The following is a 24,609-nucleotide window of genomic DNA, read 5'->3' on the forward strand; positions in this document are numbered from 1 at the left end:
CAAGAGTTGAATCTCACCGGGAGGCTCCATGAGCTGGTTTGACGGGTTTGAGCTGCGCAACTTCGAAGTGAACGGCGCATCCATCAATGCGCGGGTTTCCCGTGTGGTGCCCGGCGACCCGGTACGCCCGGCCCTGTTGCTGCTGCACGGCTTTCCGCAGTCGCATGTGATGTGGCACCGCGTGGCCCAGCGCCTGGCCGCCGACTATTTCCTGGTGATGCCCGACCTGCGCGGCTACGGCGACTCCTCCAAGACGGCGGGCCTGCCCGACCACAGCAATTACAGCAAGCGCAACATGGCGCACGACATGATTGGCGTCATGGATGCGCTGGGCGTGAACCGCTTCTTCCTGTGCGGCCACGACCGCGGCGGGCGTGTGGCGCATCGGCTGGCACTGGACCACGCGGCGCGCGTGCCCAAGCTCTGCATCATCGACATTGCGCCCACACTCGACATGTACGAGGGCCGCAGCATGACCGAACCCTATATGGCCTTTGCCCGCGCCTATTACCACTGGTTCCATATGCTGCAGCCCGCGCCGCTGCCCGAGATCATGATGGGCGCCAACCACCCGGAAACCGCCAAGGCCTACCTGCACGCCAAGCTGGGCGGCTGGGGCAGCGCCGGGCTGAACTACATCGAGCCGCGGGCGCTGGCCGAATACGAGCGCAGCTTTTGCAACGCCGAGGCACTGCACACCGCCTGCGAGGACTACCGCGCCAGCGCCGGCATAGACCTGGAGCATGACCGCGACGGGCGCGCGCAGGGCCTGAAGCTGGCCTGCGCGCTGCTGGTGCTGTGGGGCGAGCGAGGTGTGGTGCACCGCCTGTTCGACCCGCTGGCGCTGTGGCAGGCGCAGTGCAGCGGCGAAGTCAGCGGCCAGGCCATGGCGGCCGGGCATTTCATTCCCGAAGAGCAGCCCGAGGCCACCGCGCGGGCGCTGCGCAACTTCTTCCACTGATCCACTCCGGGCCTAGCAACATGTCGCACTACACCGCACAAACCTTGTGGGAACGCAAGGACGCCAATTTCCTGGACAACCGCTACAGCCGCCGCCACCTGCTGCGATTTGACGGCGGCCTGGAGGTGCCGGGCTCGTCCTCGCCCAGCGTCGTGCCGCTGCCCATGTCCGACGCGTCGGCGCTGGACCCGGAAGAAGCTTTTGTGTCCGCGCTGTCAAGCTGCCACATGCTGTGGTTCCTGACCATGGCCGTCAAACGCAAGTTCCGCGTGGACCGCTACTTCGACGCGGCGGTCGGCGTCATGGAAAAGAACGCGCAAGGCAAGGTCGCCATGACCGTGGTCACGCTGCATCCCGAGGTGGCGTTTTCCGGCGAGCACCGGCCCAGCCGCGAAGAGCTGGCCAAGATGCACCACGACGCGCACGAGGCCTGCTTCATCGCCAACTCGGTGAAGACCGAGGTGCGCTGCGAGCCGGTCTACAGCGACGCATGAGCGGCCGCGGCGCGGCGGCTACTTCAGCCAGCCGCGTTTCCTGAAGTACCACATGGGCACGACGGCGCTGGCCACCATCAGCAAGATGGCGTACGGGTAGCCCAGCGACCAGTCCAGCTCGGGCATGAGCTTGAAGTTCATGCCGTAGACGCTGGCGATCAGCGTGGGCGGCAGCAGCGCGACGCTGGCCACCGAGAAAATCTTGATGATCTTGTTCTGGTTGATGTTGATGAAACCGACCGTCGCATCCATCAGGAAGTTGATCTTGTCGAACAGGAAGGCGGTGTGCGAGTCCAGCGAGTCGATGTCGCGCAGGATCTGCCGCGCCTCCTCGAACTGCTCGGCATTGAGCATCTTGCTGCGCATCATGAAGCTGACGGCGCGGCGCGTGTCCATCATGTTGCGGCGTATGCGGCCGTTCAAGTCTTCGTGGCGGGCGATGCTGCCCAGCACTTCGCCGGCCAGCGCATCGGTCACGTCACCCGACAGCACCTGGGTGCTGACTTTCTCGAGCTCGACGTAAATGCCTTCCAGCGTGTCGGCCGAGTATTCGGCGTCGGCGTCGAACAGCTTGAGCAGCACTTCCTTGGCATCCTCGATCAGGCCGGGGGCGCGGCGCGCGCGCATGCGCAGCAGCCGGAACACCGGCACGTCCTCGTCGTGGATGGAGAACAGCACGCCCTTGCTCTTGAGGTCGTCGTTGACCAGGTTCAGGATGAAGGCCACGCGCACGGTGCGCGGCTCGGCGTCGTCGGCGATCAGGAAGTCCGAGCGTATGTGCAACTCGCCGTTGTCTTCCTCGTAAAAGCGCGCAGACTCCTCGATGTCCTCGTCCATCGCGTCTTCCGGGATGGACAAGCCGTAGTACTGCTTGATCCAACGTTTTTCTTCGAGGGTTGGAGATTCCAGGTCCACCCAGATGGGCTGGAACCGGGAGAGTTCTTCCAGGGATTCGATTTCTTCCTGGAAAAGCCGGCCGTTGGCGAGCGTGAAAATATTGAGCATGACTGACTGCCTATCGGTTCAGGGGGCTGCACACAAGGCCTGCGCTCGGGCCTTGCGCAAAGCGCGGTAAAGGGGCGGTGGGATGGTGCATCGCTTTCAACCCCCTTTTGAACGTGAGCCTTTGTCGGGCTTGCGTCAGTCTGCGGTGTTGAAAGCTAGCGACTAGGGCTGCTTTCCAAGGATTTCTCCGTAATTGAACAGCGGCGATTATGGCATTTCAGGTCCGGCTTAGGCTACATAAAAAAGGCGATGAGCTCGTCCTTGCGCGCATAGGCATCGCGCTCGCCCAGCGCCATCAACGCCTTCACAAAGCCCGGCTCGAACAGCAGGTAGCTGGCCAGCGCCGCGCCGCCGGGGCTGCCCTTGGCGCCCAGCGCGCCCAGGCCCGCCAGGGCGTTGTAGGTCGCCGCGGGCAGTTCGGACGCATGGGCCTGCGCCAGCGCGTCCAGCGATTGCGAGGGCGCGATCGCCAGGATGTCCACCGGCCGGTAGGGCATGATGGCCGCGATTTCGCGCGGCATCTGGCGCACGGTCTTGCTGACACGCTGCGCCTGCTCCACGTCGGCCTGCAGCGTGTCCTGGAAAACGCTGGCCATGGCATGGCCGGCAATCGCGCCCAGCGAAGGCCGGCCGGTGACGCTGGCGCCGTTGCCGCCGCCCACAAAGCCGGCGCGTTCGGGCTGGCCCACGCCTATCACCAGCACCTTGCCGGCGCCCAGGTGCAGCGCGGGCGACAGCGGCGAGCTCTGGCGCATGGAGCCGTCGCCGAAGAACTCGGGATGGCCGTCCACCCACAGCGGCGTGGCCGGAAACAGGAAGGGGATGGCGCTGGAAGCCATCAGGTGCTCGATGGTGATGGGCTGGAATTCAGCGCGGCGCCCCGGGCGGCTCCACAGGTCGGACTGCCGGCCCGCCGCCATCTGGCAGAAGGTCCAGTGCACGCCGCTGCTGTAACTTGAAGCCGTGACGGCCACGGCGCGCAGCGTCCTGTCCTGCAGGGCCTGCTCGATGCGGCCCAGCGAGATGGTGCGGTGCAAGGTGTCCACCAGCGGCGTGTTGTCCAGCAGCGCCTGCTGCGCCCGCACCTGTTGCGACAGAAACAGCGCCGCGGCGATGCGGCTCGAGCGTATCCAGGCCGGCACCTTGAGTTTGTAGACATGCGAGGACCGCAGCGTGGTCCAGAAGGCCGCCAGCTGGGCAAAGGCCTGCAGGCCTTCGCCGGCGCGGCTGGCCAGGAAAGCGGCATTGAGCGCGCCGGCCGAGGTGCCCACCAGGATGCTGAATGGAAAACGCTCGCCGGCCGCGCCGCCCTGCAGGCTCAGCATGGTTGACAGCGCATGCAGCACGCCAGCCTGGTAGGCGGTGCGGGCTCCGCCGCCCATGAGCACCAGGGCATTGCGCTCCTCGTCGGGCCGGGTCAATGCGGAGGAAATAATGGTCTCAAGCGACATGGCCGGGCCTGGTCGGAGGCGAACAAGGGAAGAGCAGGCGGTGCATGGTCGTGAAGAGGCCTGTTGTTATGGTTTTCCTACAGCCGGGCACACAGCGGCCCGGTCCTGGATGGGCCTTGTTTCGGCCCCGGAGCAGCCAGCGTGAACCTTGTCCGCATGATGCCGCCCATGCGGATTTCCCGCAAGCCTGGCACCCGCGCTCGGATGGCGCCGGCCGCAAAAAGCCTGCGAAATCAAGCGCTTGCCGCGCCCGCAGGGGCGGCGCCCCGGCCGGCTTCGCGGAGGCGGCGCCATACCGGTCAAGTGGATTTTCAGAAGGTTTCATTATTTATTGCAAGCCCGGTTGCAATTGACGGCCTTCGGGCGCATAGTAAATCCAAGAGCGTTGTCCCCGTCTGCCGCCCTCCCCTCACGGGCCGGGTGGTGTTTTCAACCCCAGCTCCAACTTTGGAAAAGGAGTCTCTTTATGAACTTGACGATCAGCGGTCACCATCTTGAAGTCACCCCCGCGCTGCGCGGCTATGTGACCAGCAAGCTGGATCGGATTACCCGGCATTTCGACCAGGTAGTGGACGTAAAAGTCCTGTTGACAGTGGACAACATGAAAGAAAAGGAAAGACGCCAGCGGGCCGAGTGCAATGTGCATGTCAAGGGCCGCGACCTGTTCGCCGAGAGTTCCCACGCTGATCTTTACGCCGCCGTAGACGAGTTGACCGACAAGCTGGACCGCCAGGTCGGACGCTACAAAACCAGAACCCAGGACCACCACCACGTTGCCGCCAAGCGCCAGGCCTGAAGGGCCTACCCGTTTTTTGCCCGAGCCGGTGCGCCGCCCCGCCAAGGGTGCGCGCTGTTCCCGACGCGGCTCGATTGGAGAGACCGCCTTGGCGACCGGCACCGGGTTTGCGCAAGTTGCATGAAAAAAGCCGCTTGAAGGCTCAAGCGGCTTTTTTATGCCTCTTTTCCCAGCAAACCCGCTGCAAAGTGCATAATTCGGCGACTAAAAGATTGTTATGAACCGTCTTTCGCAAATTTTGCCCCCCTCCCAAGTGCTGGTCAGCGTCGAAGCGACCAGCAAAAAGCGTGCTTTTGAAGAAGCCGGGCTGCTGTTCGAGAACCAGCACGGCCTGAACCGGGCGCTGATCACCGACAGCCTGTTCGCCCGTGAACGCCTGGGCTCAACCGGCCTCGGCCATGGGGTGGCGATTCCGCACGGCCGCATCAAAGGGCTCAAAGCCCCCATGGCGGCGGTGTTCCTGCTGCAGTCGCCGATCGGCTTTGACGCGCCGGACGAACAGGCCGTGGGCCTGCTGATCTTCCTGCTGGTGCCCGAAGCCGCCACGCAAAAACACCTCGAGATCCTCTCGGAAATCGCCGAACTGCTCAGCGACAGCACCTTGCGCGAGCAGCTCAAGACCAGCACCGATGCCGCTGGACTGCACCACCTGATCGCTTCCTGGCACTCGGTCCACGAAGTCAGCTCCTAGCCCGCACCGGGCTCTTTTCCCGTACCACAGGCCGGCATGAAGCCCACCGTTGTCAGCGCCGACGTTTTATTTGAAGACCACCGCGCCTCCCTGAAATGGGAATGGGTCGCCGGCCTGGGCGCCTCCGAGCGGCGCTTCGACGAAGTCGCCGTGCGGGCCGCCCGCTCCGGCGCCGACCTGGTCGGCTACCTCAACTACATCCACCCCTACCGCGTGCAGATTCTGGGCGAGCGCGAGGTCGCCTACCTGACCAACGCCAGCCCCGAGGACTGCGCCCGCCGCATCTCCCGCATCATCACACTGGAGCCGCCGGTGCTGGTCGTGGCCGACGGCCAGGTGGCGCCCGACACGCTGCTGTCCATGTGCGAGCGCGCGCAGCTGCCGATGTTTTCCACGCCGGAGTCGGCCGCCTTCGTGATCGATGTGCTCAGGGCCTACCTGTCCAAACATTTCGCCGACCGCACCTCCATGCACGGCGTGTTCATGGACATCCTGGGCATGGGCGTGATGATCACCGGCGAGTCGGGCCTGGGTAAAAGCGAGCTGGGCCTGGAGCTGATTTCGCGCGGCCACGGCCTGGTGGCCGACGACGCGGTGGACCTGTACCGCATCAACCAGACCACGATCGAGGGGCGCTGCCCCGAGCTGCTGCAAAACCTGCTTGAAGTGCGCGGCATAGGCCTGCTCGACATCAAGGCGATTTTTGGCGAGACGGCGGTGCGCCGCAAGATGCGCCTCAAGCTGATCGTGCACCTGGTGCGCCGCGAGACGCTGGAGCGCGACTACGAACGCATTCCCTATGAACCGCTGACGCAGGACGTGCTGGGCATACCGGTGCGCAAGGTCATCATCCAGGTGGAGGCCGGCCGCAACATCGCCGTGCTGGTCGAGGCCGCGGTGCGCAACGCGATTTTGCAGCTGCGCGGCATCAATACTTACCAGGAATTCGTCGAAAGGCACCGACGAGCCATGGAACAGGATGATTAGAAGGCGCGAATAAACCTTCTGCGCTTTGCCGGATTACCCCCGAACCCCTCAAGAATGGTGGTGCCTGACCGGCGTGCCAGTGCTGCGGTTGGGGCATTTGTCCTTGGTGCAGTTGGCGTAAATGGACAGGGAGTGGTCGGCGATGGCGAAGCCCTTGGTTTTGGCGACCAGCTGCTGGCGTTTTTCGATCTCGGCGTCGTAGAACTCCTCGACCTTGCCGCAGTCCAGGCACACCAGGTGGTCGTGGTGCTGGCCTTCGTTGATCTCGTAAACCGCCTTGCCGGACTCGAAGTTGCTGCGATTGAGCAGGCCGGCCTGCTCGAACTGGGTCAGCACCCGGTAAACGGTGGCCAGGCCGATATCCGAGCGTTCTTCGAGCAGGACCCGGAACACGTCTTCGGCCGTCATGTGGCGCTGTTTGCCCGCCTGAAAAATTTCCAGGATCTTCAGGCGCGGCAGCGTGGCCTTCAAACCCGTGTTTTTCAGCTCGTCAATGTTGCTCATGGGAAAACTCTCTGGGTAAAACCGGTGTAAAGCGGCAATGCGGCCCGTCCGGGCAGATGCCGGCCGGGAGCCCCCAGCCGCTACAATGAACAATCATATCGCTACACCCCCTTACTATGTCAGCCATGCCTGCAAATCATCGTTACGGCGCCCGAACCGCTTTCCTGCTCCTGGCTTGCACGGTGCTGGCGTCCTGCAGCAGCCTGAGCGGCATGAGCGCCAGCTCCGCCAACCCGATCAACTGGGTCACACCCTACAAGGTCGACGTGATCCAGGGCAACTTCGTGTCCAAGGAGCAGGTCGAGCAGCTCAAAGCCGGCATGACGCGCGACCAGGTCAAGGCCACGCTGGGCACGCCGCTGATGGCCAGCCTGTTCCACGCCGACCGCTGGGACTACGTCTTTACGCTCAAGCGCCAGGGCGTGGAACCCCAGTCCTACAAATACACCGTGTTCTTCAAGAACGACCAGCTGGAACGTTTTGAAGGCGACGCCATGCCGAGCGAAACCGAATTCATCGCCAAGCTGGGCAACCGGCGCAAACTGGGCGAGGTGCCCGTGCTTGAAGCCACCGAAGAGCAGCTGGTCAAGGCCGCCGGAAAATCCAAGCCGGCTGCGGACAGCACCGCCGCAACGTCCGCGAACGTGCCCGCCGGCGCGCCGGCCGCCAGCTACCCTCCCCTCGAAAGCCCGAAACAGTGAGCGGGGCGGTTGCCAACCAGGCCCGCCGCCACCGGGTCGCGGTGGCGGGTGCCAGCGGCCGCATGGGCCAGATGCTGATCGAGGCGATCAACGCCAGCACCGACTGCCAGCTGACCGGCGCGCTTGACCTGGCCTCCAGCCCGGCTATAGGCGCCGACGCCGCCGCGTTCACCGGCCGCGCCAGCGGCGTGGCCATCAGCGCCGATATCCGCCAGGGGCTGAAAGACTCCCGCGTGCTGATCGACTTCACCCGCCCCGAAGGCACGCTGGCCCACCTGGCGGCCTGCCGCGAGATGGGCGTCAAGCTGGTCATAGGCACCACCGGCTTCTCCGATGCGCAGAAAGCCGAAATCACCGCCGCCGCCAAGGATATCGCCATCGTCATGGCGCCCAACATGAGCGTGGGCGTCAACGTCACGTTCAAGCTGCTCGAGATGGCGGCCCAGGCACTTTCGACCGGCTACGACATCGAGATCGTCGAAGCCCACCACCGCCACAAGGTCGACGCGCCTTCGGGCACCGCGCTCAAGATGGGCGAGGTCATCGCCGGCGCGCTGGGCCGCGACTTGAAGGACTGCGCCGTCTATGCCCGTGAAGGCGTGACCGGCGAGCGCGACCCGCTGTCCATCGGCTTTTCCGCCGTGCGCGGCGGCGACGTGGTGGGCGACCACACCGTGATGTTCCTGGGCACCGGCGAACGCATCGAGATCAGCCACAAGTCGTCCAGCCGCAGCAACTACGCCCAGGGCAGCCTGCGCGCCACCCGTTTCCTGGACGGGCACGCCACCGGGCTTTTCGACATGTTCGACGTGCTGGGCCTGAAAAAATAAGCGCGGCCCGGGCCGCGGCAACTCAAAGGTGTGACCCACATGGATTTCCTGAGCCTCATGACCCAAGGCGGCATCGTCAGCCAGCTGGTGGCCATCCTGCTGCTGGCCATGTCGGTGGCGAGCTGGGTCGTGATCCTCTGGAAAACCTGGCTGCTTCAGCGCGCCGCCGGCGACGTGGCGCGCAGCACCGCGGCCTTCTGGCAATCGGCCTCGATGGAACAGGCCGCTGAAAAAGTCGCCGCCTTCGACCGCGAAGCGCTGGTGCTGCCGCTGATCGCCGCGACCAAACTCCCGGCCGCCGGCACGCTGGCCACGGCGGGCGACAAGTCCCAGCAACTGACCCGCGTGCTGCGCGACGCGCTGCACGCCGTGCTGCACAAGCTGCAATTCGGCCAGGTGCTGCTGGCCACCGTCGGCTCCACCGCGCCTTTCGTGGGGCTGCTGGGCACGGTCTGGGGTATTTACCACGCGCTGGTCGGCATCGCCTCGGCCGGCCAGATCACCATCGACAAGGTCTCGGGCCCCGTCGGCGAGGCCCTCATCATGACGGCCGCCGGCCTGGCCGTGGCCATCCCGGCCGTGCTGGCCTACAACATCTTCGGCCGCTCCATAGGCCGCATCGAAGCCGACCTGGAAGGCTTCGCGCGCGATTTGCGTGAACTTGTGGCACACAAGGCCTGACGACCATGGCTTTTGGACGCCTTGAACGCACCCAGGGCCCGCAGCCCATGAGCGAGATCAACGTCACGCCGCTGGTGGACGTGATGCTGGTGCTGGTGGTCATCTTCATCATCACTGCGCCCCTGCTGGCCAGCAGCATACGGCTGGACCTGCCCAAGAGCGACGCCGCCAAGCCGGCCGACACCCCGAAATTCGTCACGCTGGTGGTCGACAAATCCGGCCAGGCTTTCCTGAACGACAAACCCCTGAACACCGACGAACTCGCGGGCCGGCTGCGTGAGACCGCCGCCCAGGACCCCGAGACCGAGGTCCAGCTGCGGGCCGACGAGGGTGTGCCCTATGGCAAGGTGGTGCAGGTGATGGGCCTGGCGCAAAAAGCCGGGCTCAACCGCATAGGCTTTGTGGCCGACAACCCTTCCGCCTCGGCCCCGAACCGCTAAACCACGCCGGTACGGCCCAGCCCCTAAAATCGGGGATTCCCGGCAACGGCCCGCGCCGCCCGGCCTTTTTCCTGTTTCCTGTTCCGCTTTCCGCCTTCCCGGTTCTCCATGCAAGACAAATACAACCATCTCGACGTTGAGCGCGACGCTCAAGCCCACTGGACCGCCGCCGACGCCTACCGCGTGACGGAGGATGCCGGCCGCAAGAAATACTACGCCTGCTCCATGCTGCCCTACCCCAGCGGCAAGCTGCACATGGGCCATGTGCGCAACTACACCATCAACGACATGCTCACGCGCCACCTGCGCATGAAGGGCTACAACGTGCTGATGCCCATGGGCTGGGACGCCTTCGGCCTGCCGGCCGAAAACGCCGCCATGAAAAACGGCGTGCCGCCGGCCCGCTGGACCTACGACAACATCGCCTACATGAAAAAGCAGATGCAGGCGATGGGGCTGGCCATCGACTGGAGCCGCGAGGTCGCCACCTGCGACCCGGACTACTACAAGTGGAACCAGTGGCTGTTCCTGAAGATGCTGGAAAAAGGCATTGCCTATCGCAAGACCCAGGTCGTGAACTGGGACCCGGTCGACCAGACCGTGCTGGCCAACGAACAGGTCATTGACGGCAAGGGCTGGCGCACCGGCGCCACCGTGGAAAAGCGCGAAATCCCGGGCTATTACCTCAAGATCACGGCCTACGCCGAAGAGCTGCTCGACAGCGTCAGCCACGAGCTGCCCGGCTGGCCCGAGCGCGTCAAGCTGATGCAGGAAAACTGGATAGGCAAAAGCGAAGGCGTGCGCTTTGCCTTCACGCACGACATCCAGGATGCCTCCGGCACGCTGATCGGCGACGGCAAGATGTACGTCTTCACCACGCGCGCCGACACCATCATGGGCGTGACCTTCTGCGCCGTGGCGCCCGAGCACCCGCTGGCCCTGCATGCCGCCGCCGCCAGCCCCAAGGTCGCGGCCTTCATCGAGGAAAGCAAGGCCGGCGGCACGACCGAAGCCGAACTCGCCACGCAGGAAAAGAAAGGCGTGCCCACGGGCCTTTTTGTCACGCACCCGCTCACCGGCGGCAAGGTCGAAATCTGGGTCGGCAACTATGTGCTGATGAGCTACGGCGACGGTGCCGTCATGGGCGTGCCGGCGCACGACGAGCGCGACTTCGAGTTCGCCAAAAAATACGGCCTGCCCATCAAGCAGGTGGTCGACGTCAAGGGCCAGGCCTACAGCCTGGAGGCCTGGGCCGACTGGTACGGCGACAAGCAGCAGGGCATCACCATCAATTCCGGCAAATACGACGGCTTGTCCTTCAAGGCGGCCGTGGAGGCCGTCGCGGCCGACCTCGCGGCCAAGGGCCTGGGCGAGAAAAAGACCACCTGGCGCCTGCGCGACTGGGGCGTGAGCCGCCAGCGCTACTGGGGCACGCCGATTCCCATCATCCACTGCGAAGAGCACGGCGCCGTGCCGGTGCCGGAAAAAGACCTGCCCGTGGTGCTGCCGCAAGACTGCGTGCCCGACGGATCCGGCAACCCGCTGCACAAACACGCGGGCTTTCATGCCGGCGTGGTCTGCCCCGTCTGCGGCAAGCCCGGGCGCCGCGAGACCGACACCATGGACACCTTTGTCGACTCGTCCTGGTACTTCATGCGCTACTGCGATCCGAAGAACAACGACAAGATGGTGGCCGAAGGCGCCAACTACTGGATGCCCATGGACCAGTACATAGGCGGCATCGAACACGCCATCCTGCACCTGCTTTATGCGCGCTTCTGGACCAAGGTCATGCGCGACCTGGGCCTGGTAAAGGTCGACGAGCCGTTCACCAAGCTGCTCACGCAGGGCATGGTGCTCAACGAAGCCTTCGCGCGCACCACCACCGGCAAGCAGTATTTCTGGGCGCACGAGCTCGACATCGTGCGCGACGAGCACGCCAAGGTGCTCTCCGCCACCGCCAAGGCCGACGGCCTGCCGGTGCCCTACGAGGGCTGGACCACCATGTCCAAGTCCAAGAACAACGGCGTCGACCCGCAGGACCTGATCGAAAAGTACGGCGCGGACACCGCCCGGCTCTACACCATGTTCACCGCGCCGCCCGACACCACGCTGGAGTGGAATGACGCCGCGCTCGAGGGCTCCTACCGCTTCCTGCGCCGCGTCTGGAATTTCGGCGTCAAGCTCGGCGCCGGCAAACAGCCCGAGGGCGGCGCGCCCGCGTTCGACAAGGACACCAAGGCCTTGCGCCTGGAGATCCACACGGTGCTCAAGCAGATCGACTACGACTACCAGCGCATGCAGTACAACACCGTGGTGTCGGGCAACATGAAGCTGCTCAACGCGCTGGAAGACTTCAAGGGCGCGGCCTCCGCCGGTTCGGACGCCGCCCTGCGCGAAGGCTTCGGCATCCTGCTGCGCTGCCTGTACCCGGCGACACCCCACCTGGCGCATGCGCTGTGGTCGCAGCTTGGTTATGCCGCGCAGCACGGCGAGCTGCTCGACGCGCCCTGGCCGCAGGTGGACGCCGCCGCCCTGCAGCAGGACGAGATCGAACTGGTGCTGCAGATCAACGGCAAGCTGCGCGGCGCCGTCACGGTGCCGGCCGGCGCCGACAAGGCCGCCATCGAGGCGGCCGCGCTGGCATCCGAGGCCTTTACCAAACAGGCCGCGGGCGCGCCCGCCAAAAAAGTGATCGTGGTGCCCGGCCGCCTGGTCAACATCGTCATCTGAGACCGTTTTAACGAAAAGAAGGCAAGCCCATGCAGCGTCGCGCATTCCTTTCCCTGTCGGCCGCGGCCGCCGCCCTCACGCTGGGCGGCTGCGGTTTCGCCCTGCGCAAGGCGCCCAACTTCGCCTTCAGCACGCTTTTTTCGTCCCTGGGCGAAAGCTCGGCGCTGGGCGTGGAGCTCAGGCGCTCCTTGCAATCGACCCGCAAGGTGGAGGTGATCTCCGACGTCCGCCGCATCAACGAAGCACAGGTGATCCTCGACGTGCTGGGCGACCAGCGCGAGAAGGTGGTGCTCAGCACCAACGCCTCGGGCCAGGTGCGCGAGTTCCAGCTGCGGCTGCGCTTTCGCTTCAAGCTGCGCACGCTGGCGGGCAAGGAATTGATTCCCGAGACCGAAATCCTGCAGCAGCGCGACATCAGCTTCAACGAATCCGCCGTGCTGGCCAAGGAAGCCGAGGAAGCCTTGCTGTACCGCGACATGCAAAGCGACGTGGTGCAGCAGATCATGCGCCGACTGGCGGCCGTGACGGAACTCTAGGCCGTGCCGGCGGGCATCAAGCCCGCATCAGGGTGCTCTTGCCGAACAGGCTTTCGATCAGGTCCACCGCGACTTCGGCCGTGCCGTTGCGCACGTCCAGCGCCGGGTTCAGTTCCATCACGTCCAGCGAGCCCAGCAGGCCGGTGTCGGCGATCATTTCCATGCACAGCTGGGCCTCGCGGTAGGTCGGCCCGCCCTTGATGGCGGTGTCCACGCCGGGCGCGATGGACGGGTCCAGGAAGTCCACGTCAAAGCTCACATGCAGATGCGTGTCGGCATCCATGCCGGCCAGCGCTTTTTCCATGGTGTGGCGCATGCCCATCTCGTCGATGTAGCGCATATCGAAGACCTCCAGCCCCTCCTGGCGCACAAAGCGTTTTTCGCCTTCGTCCACGCTGCGTATGCCGACCTGCCGTATCGCCGAGGGGCTCATGGCCGGCGTGGCGCCGCCTATGCCGGTAAGTTCGGCCGGGCCGTGGCCGCACAGCACGGCCACCGGCATGCCGTGCACATTGCCGGTGGGCGTGAGGGTGTTGGTGTTGAAGTCGGTGTGGGCGTCCAGCCAGAGCACGCGCAGTTTTTTGCCGCTGGCGCGGCAATGGCGCGCCACGGCGCTGATGGAGCCTATGCCCAGGCAGTGGTCGCCGCCCAGCAGGATGGGCAGGCGGCCCGCGGCCAGGCTCTGGTACATGGCCTCATGCACGGCCTTGTTCCATTCGACCACCTCCACCAGGTGGCGGTAGCCGTCGGCCGGCGGCAGCCAGGGATTGGTCGGGCCGGCCAGGTTGCCGGTGTCGGCCACTTCCAGGCCGCGCGCGTGCAGCGCCTCGCGGATGCCGGCCACACGCAAGGCCTCGGGGCCCATGGAAGCGCCGCGGCTGCCCGCGCCTATGTCGGTGGGCGCGCCTATCAGGTCAACGGGAATGCTCATCAAGAGGTCATTTCAGGGATGGTATCGGGACGGGTTGCCTTGACTGTACGGGCTGCGGCCGGCGCCAGCAAGCCGAACAGGTCCTTGGGGTTGTCCAGGCGCGGCACCAGGTCGATCTGCCGGCGCAGGGCCGGGTCGGCCAGCTGCAGCTTGTGCAGGTAGCGCAGGGCCGAATAGTCCTCCAGCGCGAAGCCGACCGAGTCGAATATCGTGACTTCTTCAGGCGAGGCGCGCCCCACGGCCGTGCCCTTGAGCACGTCGGCGAATTCGGCCACCTTGAAGTCCTCGGGCATCTGCTGGATTTCGCCCTCTATGCGCGACTGCGGCTCGAACTCGACCACCACGCGGGCGTCCTTGCGCAGCAGGATGTCGGCGTGCAGCTCGGTCTTGCCGGGGCAGTCGCCGCCCACGGCATTCAGGTGCATGCCGGGTTTGACCATCTCCGGCGTCAGGATCACGGCATTGCGCTTGTCGGCGGTGATGGTGGTCACGATGTCGGCGCCTTGCACGGCCTCGGCAGCGGAGCGACACACCGTCACGCGCAAGCCCTGCAGCCCCATGGCGTGCAGATTGCGCGCCAGCTTGTCGCTGGCCCCGGCGTCGATGTCGAAGAGACGCATCTCGCGTATGCCCAGCATGTGGTGAAAGGCAATCGCCTGGAACTCGCTTTGCGCGCCGTTGCCGATGAGGGCCATGACGCGGCTGTCGGGACGCGCCATCCACTTCGCGGCCAGGGCCGAGGTGGCGGCAGTGCGCAGCGCGGTGGTGATGGTCAGCTCGGACAGCAGCAGCGGGTAGCCGGTATCCACGTCGGCCAGCACACCGAAGGCGGTGACCGTCAGCAGGCCCAGCTCGGTGTTCTTGGGATGGCCGTTGACGTACTTGAAGGAGTACTGGTGGCCGTCGCTGGTCGGCATCAGCTCGATCACGCCGTCGGGCGAATGGATGGCGTGGCGCGCCGACTTGTCGAAATCGTTCCAGCGCCGGTAGTCATGCTCGATCTCGCCGGCCAGGCCTTCGATAAAGGCGGCGGCGCCGCGCTGGCGCACGATTTTCTGGATGCTTTCAATGCCAATGTAGTCAACCATGGTGGGGCTCCCATCTTTATGTTGATTTCCATTGTCCGCAGCCCCCATGGCAAAGAAAAGTCAGTAGACTGATCAATTTCTCGGGTTGTTTGAACAAATAGTCAGCCCATATTGGCGTTTCGCCAATAAAATTGGCCTATGGACGATACCGACCGCCAACTGCTGTCCCTGCTGCGCGACAACGCCCGGGCCTCCGTCGCCTCGCTGGCCAAGGTGCTGCGGGTCTCGCGCGGCACGGTACAGAACCGGCTGGCCAGGCTGGAGGCCGACGGCACCATCACCGGCTACACGGTGCGCCTCAAGCCCCAGGCCGAGGGCCACCGCATACGCGCCTTCATGACGGTGGCGGTCGAGGGCAACCGCACCGACGCGGTGCTGGCCGCGCTGCGCGGCGACCCGGCCGTCAGCGCCCTGCACACCACCAACGGCCGCTGGGACATGGTGGCCGAACTGCAAGCCGACAGCCTGGAAGCCTTCGACCGCGTGCTGGGCCGCATACGCCTGCTCGAGGGCATTGCCAATACCGAGACCAGCCTGCTGCTGTCCACCACCAAGCTCTGACCCTGATCCGCCCGCTAAACTCCCCGACATGAATCTGGCCCCCGCCCAACTCCAGGAACACCTCAAGCGCGGCTTGAAGAGCCTGTACACCCTGCACGGCGACGAGCCCCTGCTGGTGCAGGAATTCGCCGACGCGCTGCGCGCCGCGGCGCGCGCCCAGGGCTACACCGAGCGCACGGTGCACACCGTGGCCGGCGCGCATTTCGACTGGAGCGAGGTGCTGGCCAGCGGCGGCTCCTTGAGCCTGTTCGCAGACAAGCAGATCGTCGAGATCCGCATTCCCAGCGGCAAGCCCGGCAAGGACGGCTCGGTCGCGCTGCAGCAGATCGCCGAGCGCGCGCAGGGCGACGACAGCACGCTCACGTTGGTCATGCTGCCGCGGCTGGACAGCATGACAGCCAAGGGCGCCTGGTTCGGCGCGCTTGAGAGCTTCGGCATCACCGTCAAGTTCGACCCGATAGACAGGCGCAGCCTGCCGCAGTGGATCGCCCAGCGCCTGCAGCAGCAAGGCCAGCGCGTGGCCGCCGGCGAGGAAGGCCAGCGCACGCTGCAGTTTTTCGCCGACCGGGTCGAGGGCAACCTGCTGGCGGCGCACCAGGAAATCCAGAAGCTGGGCCTGCTCTACCCGACCCAATCGGGCGGCAGCGACGGCGTTCTCAGCTTCGACCAAGTCGAGAACGCCGTGCTCAACGTGGCACGCTACGACGTCTTCAAGCTCTCCGAAGCCGTGCTGGGCGGCCAGGCCGTGCGCGTGGCGCGCATGCTGGACGGCCTGCAATCCGAGGGCGAGTCCGAGGTGCTGGTGCACTGGGCGCTGGCCGAAGACATCCGCAGCATGAAGCGCGTCAAAGATGCGATCAGTGCCGGGCGCCCCATGCCCATGGCGCTGCGCGAAAACCGCGTCTGGGGCATCAAGGAAAAACTGTTCGAGCGCGTGCTGCCGCAGATCGGCGACACCACCCTGGCCAATCTGCTGCATGCCGCCCACAAGGTCGACGGCATCGTCAAGGGCCTGAAGCAGCCCGACTGGCCGGCCGACGGCTGGCAGGCACTGCACCGGCTGGCCGGCATGGTCTGCGAGCAGTGCGCGGCACCGGGCCGCACCCGGCAGGCATAGCCCCCGGCGCCGTGAGCGCCCTGCGGCAGGCCTAAAATGGCCCCATGAACGCGCCCGACTCCCACCAAGCCCTTTCTTCTTCCAGCGATATCGCGGGCGATGTCGCTGGCCTGATGGAACTGCTGGGCTCCCGGGCCAAGGCGGCTTCGGCCGAGATCGCGCGCGCGCCGGCCGCCGCCAAGAACAAAGCCCTGCTGAACCTGGCCAAGTCGCTGCGCAAAAACACGGCGGCGCTGGAGGCCGCCAACCAGCGCGACCTGGAGCGCGCGACAACCGCCGGCCTGGCCGGTCCCCTGCTGGACCGGCTCAAGCTCACGCCCAAGATCATTGACACCGTGGCCCAGGGCTGCGAGCAGCTGGCCGCCATGGCCGACGTGATCGGCGACATCATCGGCATGAAGGAGCAGCCCAGCGGCATACGTGTGGGCCAGATGCGCGTGCCCATAGGCGTGTTCGGCATGATTTACGAAAGCCGGCCCAATGTGACCATCGAGGCCGCCTCGCTCGCGATCAAGAGCGGCAACGCCTGCATACTGCGCGGCGGCTCGGAAGCCATTGAATCGAACAAGGCGCTGGCCGCGCTGGTGCAGCAAGCCCTGGCCGACGCCGACCTGCCGCCCGACGCCGTGCTGCTGGTGCCCACCACCGACCGCGAGGCCGTCGGGCAGCTGATCGCCATGCCGCAGTATGTGGACGTTATCATCCCGCGCGGCGGCAAGGGCCTGATTGAACGCATCAGCCGCGACGCCAAGGTGCCCGTCATCAAGCACCTGGACGGCAACTGCCATGTGTATGTCGACGACCCTTGCGATATCGACATGGCCGTGAAAGTGGCCGACAACGCCAAAACCCAAAAATACAGCCCCTGCAATGCCAGCGAAGGTTTGCTGGTCGCGCGCGGCGTGGCAACGCAGTTTCTGCCCAAAATCGGCGCGATTTACGCCGCCAAGGGCGTTGAAATGCGCTGCGATGCCGAGTCGCAGGCCATTCTGGCGAGCGTTAAAGGCGCCAACCTCAAGGCCGCGACGGAGCAGGACTGGTACGAGGAATACCTGGCGCCCATCATCAGCATCAAGGTGGTGGACGGGATTGATGAAGCCATCGCCCACATCAACCACTACTCCAGCCACCACACCGACGCCATCCTCACGCGCGACCACATGCACGCCCAGCGCTTTCTGCGCGAGGTGGATTCGGCCAGCGTCATGGTGAATGCGAGCACCCGCTTCGCCGATGGTTTCGAGTTCGGGCTGGGTGCCGAGATCGGCATCAGCACCGACAAATTCCACGCGCGCGGGCCGGTCGGCATTGAGGGGCTTACCTCCCTCAAATATGTGGTGCTGGGACAGGGCGAAGTGCGCTCCTGAGGGCATGCCGGGCCGCGAAGCCGGCCCACGGATTTTTGGATGGCTTGGCTGGCGTTACCCCTTGTAACCCAGGCACCGCATCCCAATCTCCCTAGAATTCGGTCAGCTATAGCCGAAGCAAATAACAGAATCACCTATCGAAAGTGGCCGAATGGTTCCGCACCTCATCACCGCCCTGAACGGCCCCATCAACGAACTCGAACAACGCGTGCTGGACTCCACCCCGGCCATCGAGCGCTGGTTCCGGCTGGAGTGGATGGAGCACACGCCGCCGTTCTACAGCTCGGTCGACATCCGCAACGCGGGCTTCAAGCTGGCCCCGGTGGACACCAACCTCTATCCCGGCGGCTGGAACAACCTGACGCCCGAAATGCTGCCGCTGGCGGTGCAGGCGGCCATGGCCGCGATCGAAAAAATCTGCCCGGAAGCGCGCAACCTGCTGGTCGTGCCCGAGAACCACACGCGCAACAGCTTTTACCTGTCCAACGTGCTGCAGCTCAAGCGCATCTTCCACCAGGCGGGCCTGAATGTGCGCTTCGGCTCGCTGAGCCCCGACATCAAGGCGCCCACCACGCTGAACCTGCCGACCGGCGAGACCATCACCATAGAGCCGCTGATACGCACCGACAGGCGCCTGGGCCTGAAGGACTTCGACCCCTGCACCATCCTGCTGAATAACGACCTGTCGGCCGGCATCCCGGGCATCCTGGAAGACGTCAACGAGCAGTACCTGCTGCCGCCGCTGCACGCGGGCTGGTCGGTGCGCCGCAAGTCGCACCACTTCAAGGCTTATGAAGAAATCTCCAAGCGCTTCGGCAAGCTGCTGGGCATAGACCCCTGGCTGATCAACCCCATGTACGCGCAGTGCGGCGAGGTCAACTTCGCCGAAAACACCGGCATGGAGTGCCTGACCACCAATGTCGACGCGCTGCTGACCAAGATCAAGCGCAAGTACAAGGAATACGGCATCAACGAAAAGCCCTTTGTCGTCGTCAAGGCCGACAACGGCACCTACGGCATGGGCATCATGACGGTGCGCGACGTCAAGGACCTGGACGCGCTGAACCGCAAGACCAAGAACAAGATGAGCACCACCAAGGATGGCCAGGCGCTGTCCGAAGTGATCATCCAGGAAGGCGTGCTGACCAACGAGCGCGTCAACGACGCGGTGGCCGAACCCGTGGTCTACATGATGGACCGCTATGTGGTCGGCGGTTTTTACCGCGTGCATGCCGAGCGCGGCGTGGACGAAAACCTCAACGCGCCCGGCGCCAGCTTTGTGCCGCTGGCCTTTGCCGACAGCGGCCGCCTGCCGCAGCCCGGCGAAAAACCCGGCTCCAGCAGCCCCAACCGCTTCTATATGTATGGCGTGATCGCCCGGCTGGCCATGCTGGCGGCAAGCTACGAACTCGAAGCCACCGACCCGGACGCCGAGGTTTACGACTGAAAAACCCCCGCAAGGGGGTTTTTTGATGGCTTTTTAGGATTTTTCGGGGCCGCCCCCCATGCGCTATAGGCGGCCTACTATTAAATACATAGCATTAACCGGCAATAGGCCGGAGACAGCCCCAAGCACGTGCTGCGCCCTCCTCTTGTTACAAGTTGTTGCGGTGCAACAAAATCGGGATTAGTTGGATTTAGGGGTGCCCGCCGACTTGCAAGCCGGGTCCCCGGGCGCAAAATAGCGTTCCCAAAGGTAACCATTCCCGCCCGCTTGGGACCCGTTTGAACGGGCCTGGCGCAAAGACGGGAAGTTTTTGTGTCTAGTCAAAAATCATCACTCGCGGCGCTCACCCTGGGCGCCATCGGTGTCGTCTACGGCGACATCGGAACCAGCGTTCTGTATGCCGTCAAGGAAGTTTTCGGTTCCGGGCATGTTCCCTTCACCCCCGACAACGTCTACGGCATCCTGTCCATTTTCTTCTGGACGCTGACCGTCATCGTTTCCATCAAGTATGTGGCGCTGGTCCTGCGCGCCGACAACAACGGCGAAGGCGGGCTGATCGCCATGCTGGCGCTGGCCTCCACCGCGGTGAAGGACAAGCCCCAGCTGCGCCGTACCCTGCTGGTCGTGGGCATTTTCGGCACCTCGCTGTTTTACGGCGACGGCGTCATCACCCCGGCGATCTCGGTGCTGTCGGCGGTCGAGGGCCTGGAAGTCGTCTCGCCGGCCTTCAAGCAGGGCGTGATCCCCATCACCCTGATCATCCTGTTTGCCCTGTTCGCGGTGCAAAAGCACGGCACCTCCGGCATAGGCCGGTTTTTCGGGCCCATCACGCTGATCTGGTTCGCCGTGCTGGCCTTGCTGGGCATTTCGCAGATCGCCACCAACCCCCACATCCTGGTGGCACTGAGCCCGCACTACGCCGTCATGTTCATGTGGGCCAATCCCGGCACCACCTTCATCATCCTGGGCGCCGTGGTGCTGTGCGTGACCGGCGCCGAGGCGCTGTACGCCGACCTCGGCCACTTCGGCAAAAAACCGATACGCCTGGCCTGGTTCTCGGTGGTCATGCCCTCGCTGGTGCTCAATTACTTCGGCCAGGGCGCGCTGCTGATCAGCAACCCCGCCGCCGTGAAGAACCCTTTTTACCTGATGGCGCCCGAATGGGCACTGCTGCCGCTGGTGGGCCTGGCCACCATGGCCACGGTGATCGCCTCGCAGGCCCTGATCACCGGCGCCTTCAGCGTGACCAAACAAGCCATCCAGATGGGCTACCTGCCGCGCCTCAACATTCAGCACACCAGCGTGCGCGACACCGGCCAGATCTACATGCCCTTCGTCAACTGGGGCCTGTTCATCACCATCGTGCTCGCGGTGGTGATGTTCCGCTCGTCCAGCAACCTGGCGGCCGCCTACGGCATCGCGGTCTGCACCGACATGCTGATCACCACCATCCTGACCTTCTACGTGATCCGCTACGGCTGGAAGTATCCGCTGAGCCTGTGCATCGCCGCCACCGGCGTTTTCTTCCTCGTCGACTTCGCCTTCTTCGCCTCCAACCTCATGAAGCTGTTCGCCGGCGGCTGGTTCCCGCTGGTCATAGGCGGCGCCGTCTTCACGCTGATGATCACCTGGAAGGAAGGCCGCCACCTGCTCAATGAAAAACTGCGCGCCGACGCGATAGACCTGCCCAGCTTCCTGGACGCCGTTTTTGTGAGCCCGCCGGCCCGCGTCGAAGGCACGGCCGTGTTCCTGACCGCCGAACCCGGCAGCGTGCCCAACGCACTGCTGCACAACCTCAAGCACAACAAGGTGCTGCACGAGCAGAACCTGTTCGTCACGGTGCGCAACCACGAGATTCCCTGGATAGGCATGAACAAGCGCCTGGAGATCCAGGCGCTGGGGCACGACTGCTGGCAGGTCAACGTGCACTACGGTTTCAAGAACGACCTGGACCTGCCCAAGGCCCTGCAGCAGATCAAGGGCCGCGGCTGCGAGCTGGAATCCATGACCACCAGCTACTTCCTCTCGCGCGACACCGTGATCCCGACGATTGGCAGCGGCATGGCGCCGTGGCGCGAGAAGCTGTTTGCGCAGATGCACCACAACGCGAGTGGGGCGGCTGACTTCTTGAATTTGCCGAACAACTCCGTGGTGGAGCTGGGCAGCAAGATAGAGATCTGAGGCCCGCCCGCGAGGGCGAGCAAACCCTCAAGCGCCGCCCGCCAGCAGCGTGGCATTCCCGCCAGCCGCCGTCGTATTCACAGTGACCGTCTGCTCAGCGCAGAAACGGTAAAGGTAATGCGGCCCGCCGGCCTTGGGGCCGGTGCCGGAGAGCCCCTCTCCACCAAACGGCTGCACCCCCACCACTGCGCCAATCATGTTGCGGTTCACATAAATGTTGCCGACATGGGCCGCCGCGGCCAGGGCCTGGGCGCGGGAGTCTATGCGGGTCTGTATGCCCAGGGTCAGGCCGTAGCCGAGTGCGTTGATCCGCGCGATCACGGCCTGCGGGTCCTTGAGCTCGCCGCTGCCCCAGCGCACGACCTGCAGCACGGGGCCGAAGATTTCGTCCTTCACCTCGGACAGGCTGCGCACTTCAAAGGCCGCGGGCGGAATGAGGTTGGCCGGTGCAGCCGGTGCCGCCGGCGTGACCAGCACCTTGGCGCTGGCACCCAGGCGCTGCAAATGCTTCTGGATATTGTCAAAGGCCTCACGGTCTATCACCGGGCCGACGTCGGTGGCAAGATCGGCGGTTTCGCCGGCCACCAGTTCCTGCGCCGCGCCCTGGATCATTTCGATCACGTGGTCCGCGATGCCTTCATGCACGCACAGCAGGCGCAGCGCCGAGCAGCGCTGGCCGGCGCTGCGAAACGCGCTTTGCACCACAGCGTCGGCCACCTGCTCGGGCAGGGCCGTGCTGTCGACCAGCATGGCGTTGATGCCGCCGGTCTCGGCGATCAGCGGGACGATGGGGCCGTCCTTGGCGGCCAGCGCGCGGTTGATGATTTTGGCGACCTGGGTGGAGCCGGTGAACACCACGCCGGCCACCTGGGGCGCCGCCACCAGCGCCGCGCCCACGGTCTCGCCGGGGCCGTGCGCGAGCTGCAGCGCGCCCTCGGGTACGCCGGCTTCATGCAGCAGCTTCACCGCCTCCCAGGCAATGCCGGGCGTCTGTTCGGCCGGCTTGGCCAGCACGGCGTTGCCGGTGGCCAGCGCAGCCGCGACCTGGCCGGTGAAGATGGCCAGCGGGAAATTCCAGGGACTGATGCAGACCCAGACGCCGCGCGCCGAGAGGCGCAGCTCATTGGTCTCGCCGGTCGGACCCGGCAGGGCCACCGGCTGCATGATGCGTTCGGCCTCATTGGCGTAGTAGCGCAGAAAGTCCACCGCCTCGCGCACTTCCGACACGGCATCGCCCCAGGTCTTGAAGGCTTCCTTCACCAGCAGCGCGCAGAGCTTGGGCATTTGCCGCTCCATGGTGTCGGCGGCGCGGCGCAGGATGGCAGCGCGCCCGGCCACGTCCACTTTGCGCCATTGCTGGTAAGCGCCGACGCCCTTCTCCACCGCAGCCGCGGCCTGCCGGGGATCAAACTCCGGCACTGCGGGCACGGAGGTGGTGGCCAGCGCGGTCAGCAGCGGCGCGCGCATGCTGGCCACCGTGAGGTCCAGGCCCAGGCTGTTGGGCCGGCCGGGGCCGTAGAGCGCGGGCGGCAGCGGCAGCGAAGACTCGGGCTCCAGCCGCAGCGGCGAGGTCAGCAGCTCGCCCATGCCGACCGACTCGTCGGCGAGCTGGTGCACAAAGGAGGAATTGGCGCCGTTCTCGAGCAGGCGGCGCACCAGGTAGGCCAGCAGGTCGCGGTGCGCGCCCACGGGGGCGTAGACGCGGCAGCTGATCAGCGGGTTCTTGAGCACCTCACGGAACACGCCCTCGCCCATGCCGTGCAGGCGCTGCAGCTCAAAGGGCACGGCGTTGCGCGAAGCCATCTGCAGGATGGCGGCAATGGTCGCGGCATTGTGGCCGGCGAACTGCGGGTAAATCGCATCGGGTGCGGCGAGCAAGGCCTGCGTGCAGGCCAGGTAGGACACGTCGGTGTGGTGCTTGTGCGTGAACACCGGGTAGTGCGGCAGGCCCATCTCCTGGGCGCGCTTGATTTCCGAATCCCAGTACGCGCCCTTGACCAGGCGGCACATCAGGCGCAGCCTGTATTTGCGGGCGATGGCGGCGATGTGATGGATCAGGTCCAGCGCGCGCGTCTGGTAGGCCTGCATGGCCAAGCCAAAGCCCTGCCACTGCGGGTGGTGTTGGGCCACCAGCGCGGCCAGCGCTTCAAAGACGTCGAGTGAAAGCTCCAGCCGGTCGACTTCCTCGGCGTCTATCGTGAGGTTGATATTGGCCCGGGCCGACAGCTCGCACAGGCCCCAGACGCGGGGCACGAGTTCGGCCATCACGCGTTCGCGCTGGGCGTCTTCATAACGCGGGTGCAGCGCGCTGAGCTTGATCGAGATGCCGTCGTTTTTTTCGGTCGGGCCGCTGCTGCTGGCGCCGGCGGCGATGGCCTGGATGGCATGGGTGTAGCTCGCCAGGTAGCGCAGCGCGTCGGCGTCGGTGCGCGCGCCCTCGCCCAGCATGTCGTAGCTGAAACGCAGGTTGGGGATTTTTTTGCGGCTGTCGTCGGCCTCGCCCATGGCGTCGCCAATGGTCTGGCCCAGCACGAATTGCCGGCCCAACAGCTGCACGGCGCGCAGGGTGGCGGCCACGACGGTGCGCGCGCCCAGCTTGCTCATCAAGTTGGGGTGGCCGCCCTCGGGCAAAAACAGCTTGGACATGGCGATCGCGGAGGCCGACAGGCGCGCCATCACGCCGTCGCCGGCACCGTCAAAATCGGCACGCCCGAGCTGGTCGGCCGTCAGCGCAATCGCGGTCTCGGCATCCGGCACGCGCAGCAGGGCTTCGGCCAGGCGCATCAGGGCCAGGCCCTCGGCGCTGGAAATCGGGTATTCCTTGAGCAGGCTTTCCATGGCCCAGAAAGGCGGCGGGTTGTCGCGCACGGCCTGCACCCAGGGCTGGGCCGAATGCGCCGCCGCCGCCCAGTCCAGCGCGCCGGCCAGGCTTCGCAGCTGGCCGGCCACGATCTCGGATTCAGGGCGGTAGGGAAAAGGCAGGCGCGGGGAGGTGGACATCAGGGGCTCCATGGAGGATTTCACGGTTTGGGGCACTTATTCAGTGGATGCATCGATGTTCCGTTGAATAATGATGAGTTTCCCGCTAAATTTCAGAAAATAACCGA

Annotated in this window: 22 protein-coding genes; 16 read left to right on the forward strand and 6 right to left on the reverse strand. The window is 65.2% G+C overall.

Annotated features, from left to right (window positions below; all coding sequences use genetic code 11):
- Positions 1–28: 28 nt before the first annotated feature.
- Positions 29–961 carry an alpha/beta fold hydrolase gene (locus ACEN9P_RS09265; RefSeq protein WP_495621784.1) on the forward strand — a complete coding sequence of 311 codons (933 nt, stop codon included), beginning with the start codon at positions 29–31 and terminating at the stop codon, positions 959–961.
- Positions 962–981: 20 nt separating this feature from the next.
- Entirely contained in the window at positions 982–1,455 is a 474-nt protein-coding gene (locus ACEN9P_RS09270) for an OsmC family protein (RefSeq protein ID WP_495621785.1), read from the forward strand.
- An 18-nt stretch (positions 1,456–1,473) separates the two neighbouring features.
- Here ACEN9P_RS09270 and corA read toward each other — a convergent pair whose 3' ends face one another.
- Both corA and ACEN9P_RS09280 read right to left on the reverse strand, forming a co-directional pair.
- A complete protein-coding gene (gene corA / locus ACEN9P_RS09275; protein ID WP_007872834.1) occupies positions 1,474–2,460 on the reverse strand; it encodes a magnesium/cobalt transporter CorA in 987 nt (328 codons plus the stop codon).
- A gap of 233 nt (positions 2,461–2,693) precedes the next feature.
- Positions 2,694–3,911 carry a patatin-like phospholipase family protein gene (locus tag ACEN9P_RS09280; protein WP_477664537.1) on the reverse strand — a complete coding sequence of 406 codons (1,218 nt, stop codon included), beginning with the start codon at positions 3,909–3,911 and terminating at the stop codon, positions 2,694–2,696.
- Between the two features lie 466 nt (positions 3,912–4,377).
- Between ACEN9P_RS09280 and hpf the strand changes: the two genes are divergently transcribed.
- The 3 genes from hpf to hprK all read left to right on the forward strand — a co-directional run bounded on the left by hpf (position 4,378) and on the right by hprK (position 6,385).
- Complete coding sequence (gene hpf, locus ACEN9P_RS09285) at positions 4,378–4,707, forward strand: ribosome hibernation-promoting factor, HPF/YfiA family (protein ID WP_007872838.1); 330 nt, start codon at positions 4,378–4,380, stop codon at positions 4,705–4,707.
- A gap of 217 nt (positions 4,708–4,924) precedes the next feature.
- On the forward strand, positions 4,925–5,398 hold the full coding sequence (locus ACEN9P_RS09290) for a PTS sugar transporter subunit IIA (RefSeq protein WP_477656096.1): 474 nt from the start codon (positions 4,925–4,927) through the stop codon (positions 5,396–5,398).
- Positions 5,399–5,434: 36 nt separating this feature from the next.
- Entirely contained in the window at positions 5,435–6,385 is a 951-nt protein-coding gene (gene hprK, locus ACEN9P_RS09295) for an HPr(Ser) kinase/phosphatase (protein WP_007872844.1), read from the forward strand.
- Positions 6,386–6,433: 48 nt separating this feature from the next.
- Here the strand turns inward: hprK and fur are convergent, their stop codons facing one another.
- Entirely contained in the window at positions 6,434–6,889 is a 456-nt protein-coding gene (gene fur / locus ACEN9P_RS09300) for a ferric iron uptake transcriptional regulator (RefSeq protein WP_477664536.1), read from the reverse strand.
- Positions 6,890–7,014: 125 nt separating this feature from the next.
- On the opposite strand from fur, the gene ACEN9P_RS09305 reads away from it, so the two are divergent.
- The 6 genes from ACEN9P_RS09305 (at position 7,015) to ACEN9P_RS09330 (ending at position 12,810) form a co-directional block, all read left to right on the forward strand.
- A complete protein-coding gene (locus ACEN9P_RS09305) occupies positions 7,015–7,590 on the forward strand; it encodes an outer membrane protein assembly factor BamE (protein WP_477664535.1) in 576 nt (191 codons plus the stop codon).
- Positions 7,591–7,652: 62 nt separating this feature from the next.
- Positions 7,653–8,420, forward strand: coding sequence for a 4-hydroxy-tetrahydrodipicolinate reductase (gene dapB, locus ACEN9P_RS09310; RefSeq protein ID WP_495622156.1), 768 nt, complete (start codon positions 7,653–7,655; stop codon positions 8,418–8,420).
- Positions 8,421–8,459: 39 nt separating this feature from the next.
- A complete protein-coding gene (locus ACEN9P_RS09315) occupies positions 8,460–9,101 on the forward strand; it encodes a MotA/TolQ/ExbB proton channel family protein (protein ID WP_495621786.1) in 642 nt (213 codons plus the stop codon).
- Positions 9,102–9,106: 5 nt separating this feature from the next.
- The gene (locus ACEN9P_RS09320) at positions 9,107–9,541 is read left to right on the forward strand and encodes an ExbD/TolR family protein (RefSeq protein WP_477664532.1); all 435 of its coding nucleotides are present in this window, start codon (positions 9,107–9,109) and stop codon (positions 9,539–9,541) included.
- A gap of 108 nt (positions 9,542–9,649) precedes the next feature.
- Complete coding sequence (gene leuS / locus ACEN9P_RS09325; RefSeq protein WP_495621787.1) at positions 9,650–12,274, forward strand: leucine--tRNA ligase; 2,625 nt, start codon at positions 9,650–9,652, stop codon at positions 12,272–12,274.
- A gap of 29 nt (positions 12,275–12,303) precedes the next feature.
- Positions 12,304–12,810, forward strand: coding sequence for an LPS-assembly lipoprotein LptE (locus ACEN9P_RS09330; protein WP_477664530.1), 507 nt, complete (start codon positions 12,304–12,306; stop codon positions 12,808–12,810).
- A gap of 16 nt (positions 12,811–12,826) precedes the next feature.
- Here ACEN9P_RS09330 and rocF read toward each other — a convergent pair whose 3' ends face one another.
- Both rocF and ocd read right to left on the reverse strand, forming a co-directional pair.
- Positions 12,827–13,741 (reverse strand): arginase, encoded by a 915-nt coding sequence (gene rocF / locus ACEN9P_RS09335; RefSeq protein WP_495621788.1) that lies wholly within the window; start codon positions 13,739–13,741, stop codon positions 12,827–12,829.
- The gene (gene ocd, locus ACEN9P_RS09340) at positions 13,741–14,829 is read right to left on the reverse strand and encodes an ornithine cyclodeaminase (protein WP_495621789.1); all 1,089 of its coding nucleotides are present in this window, start codon (positions 14,827–14,829) and stop codon (positions 13,741–13,743) included. The genes rocF and ocd overlap by 1 nt, the downstream gene beginning before the upstream one ends.
- A 138-nt stretch (positions 14,830–14,967) precedes the next feature.
- On the opposite strand from ocd, the gene ACEN9P_RS09345 reads away from it, so the two are divergent.
- From ACEN9P_RS09345 to ACEN9P_RS09365, 5 genes are all read left to right on the forward strand, one after another.
- A complete protein-coding gene (locus ACEN9P_RS09345; RefSeq protein WP_477664527.1) occupies positions 14,968–15,390 on the forward strand; it encodes an Lrp/AsnC family transcriptional regulator in 423 nt (140 codons plus the stop codon).
- Between the two features lie 28 nt (positions 15,391–15,418).
- The gene (holA, locus tag ACEN9P_RS09350) at positions 15,419–16,507 is read left to right on the forward strand and encodes a DNA polymerase III subunit delta (protein WP_495621790.1); all 1,089 of its coding nucleotides are present in this window, start codon (positions 15,419–15,421) and stop codon (positions 16,505–16,507) included.
- A 113-nt stretch (positions 16,508–16,620) separates the two neighbouring features.
- Positions 16,621–17,874 carry a glutamate-5-semialdehyde dehydrogenase gene (locus tag ACEN9P_RS09355; RefSeq protein ID WP_495622157.1) on the forward strand — a complete coding sequence of 418 codons (1,254 nt, stop codon included), beginning with the start codon at positions 16,621–16,623 and terminating at the stop codon, positions 17,872–17,874.
- 151 nt (positions 17,875–18,025) lie between these two features.
- Positions 18,026–19,321, forward strand: coding sequence for a glutamate--cysteine ligase (gshA, locus tag ACEN9P_RS09360; protein WP_007872875.1), 1,296 nt, complete (start codon positions 18,026–18,028; stop codon positions 19,319–19,321).
- 312 nt (positions 19,322–19,633) lie between these two features.
- On the forward strand, positions 19,634–21,502 hold the full coding sequence (locus tag ACEN9P_RS09365) for a potassium transporter Kup (protein ID WP_074578808.1): 1,869 nt from the start codon (positions 19,634–19,636) through the stop codon (positions 21,500–21,502).
- A 27-nt stretch (positions 21,503–21,529) separates the two neighbouring features.
- On the opposite strand, the gene ACEN9P_RS09370 is transcribed toward ACEN9P_RS09365, so the two are convergent.
- The gene (locus tag ACEN9P_RS09370) at positions 21,530–24,502 is read right to left on the reverse strand and encodes an L-glutamate gamma-semialdehyde dehydrogenase (protein WP_495621791.1); all 2,973 of its coding nucleotides are present in this window, start codon (positions 24,500–24,502) and stop codon (positions 21,530–21,532) included.
- Positions 24,503–24,609: the final 107 nt, after the last annotated feature.

The organism is Polaromonas sp. Polasp52, assembly GCF_059491565.1.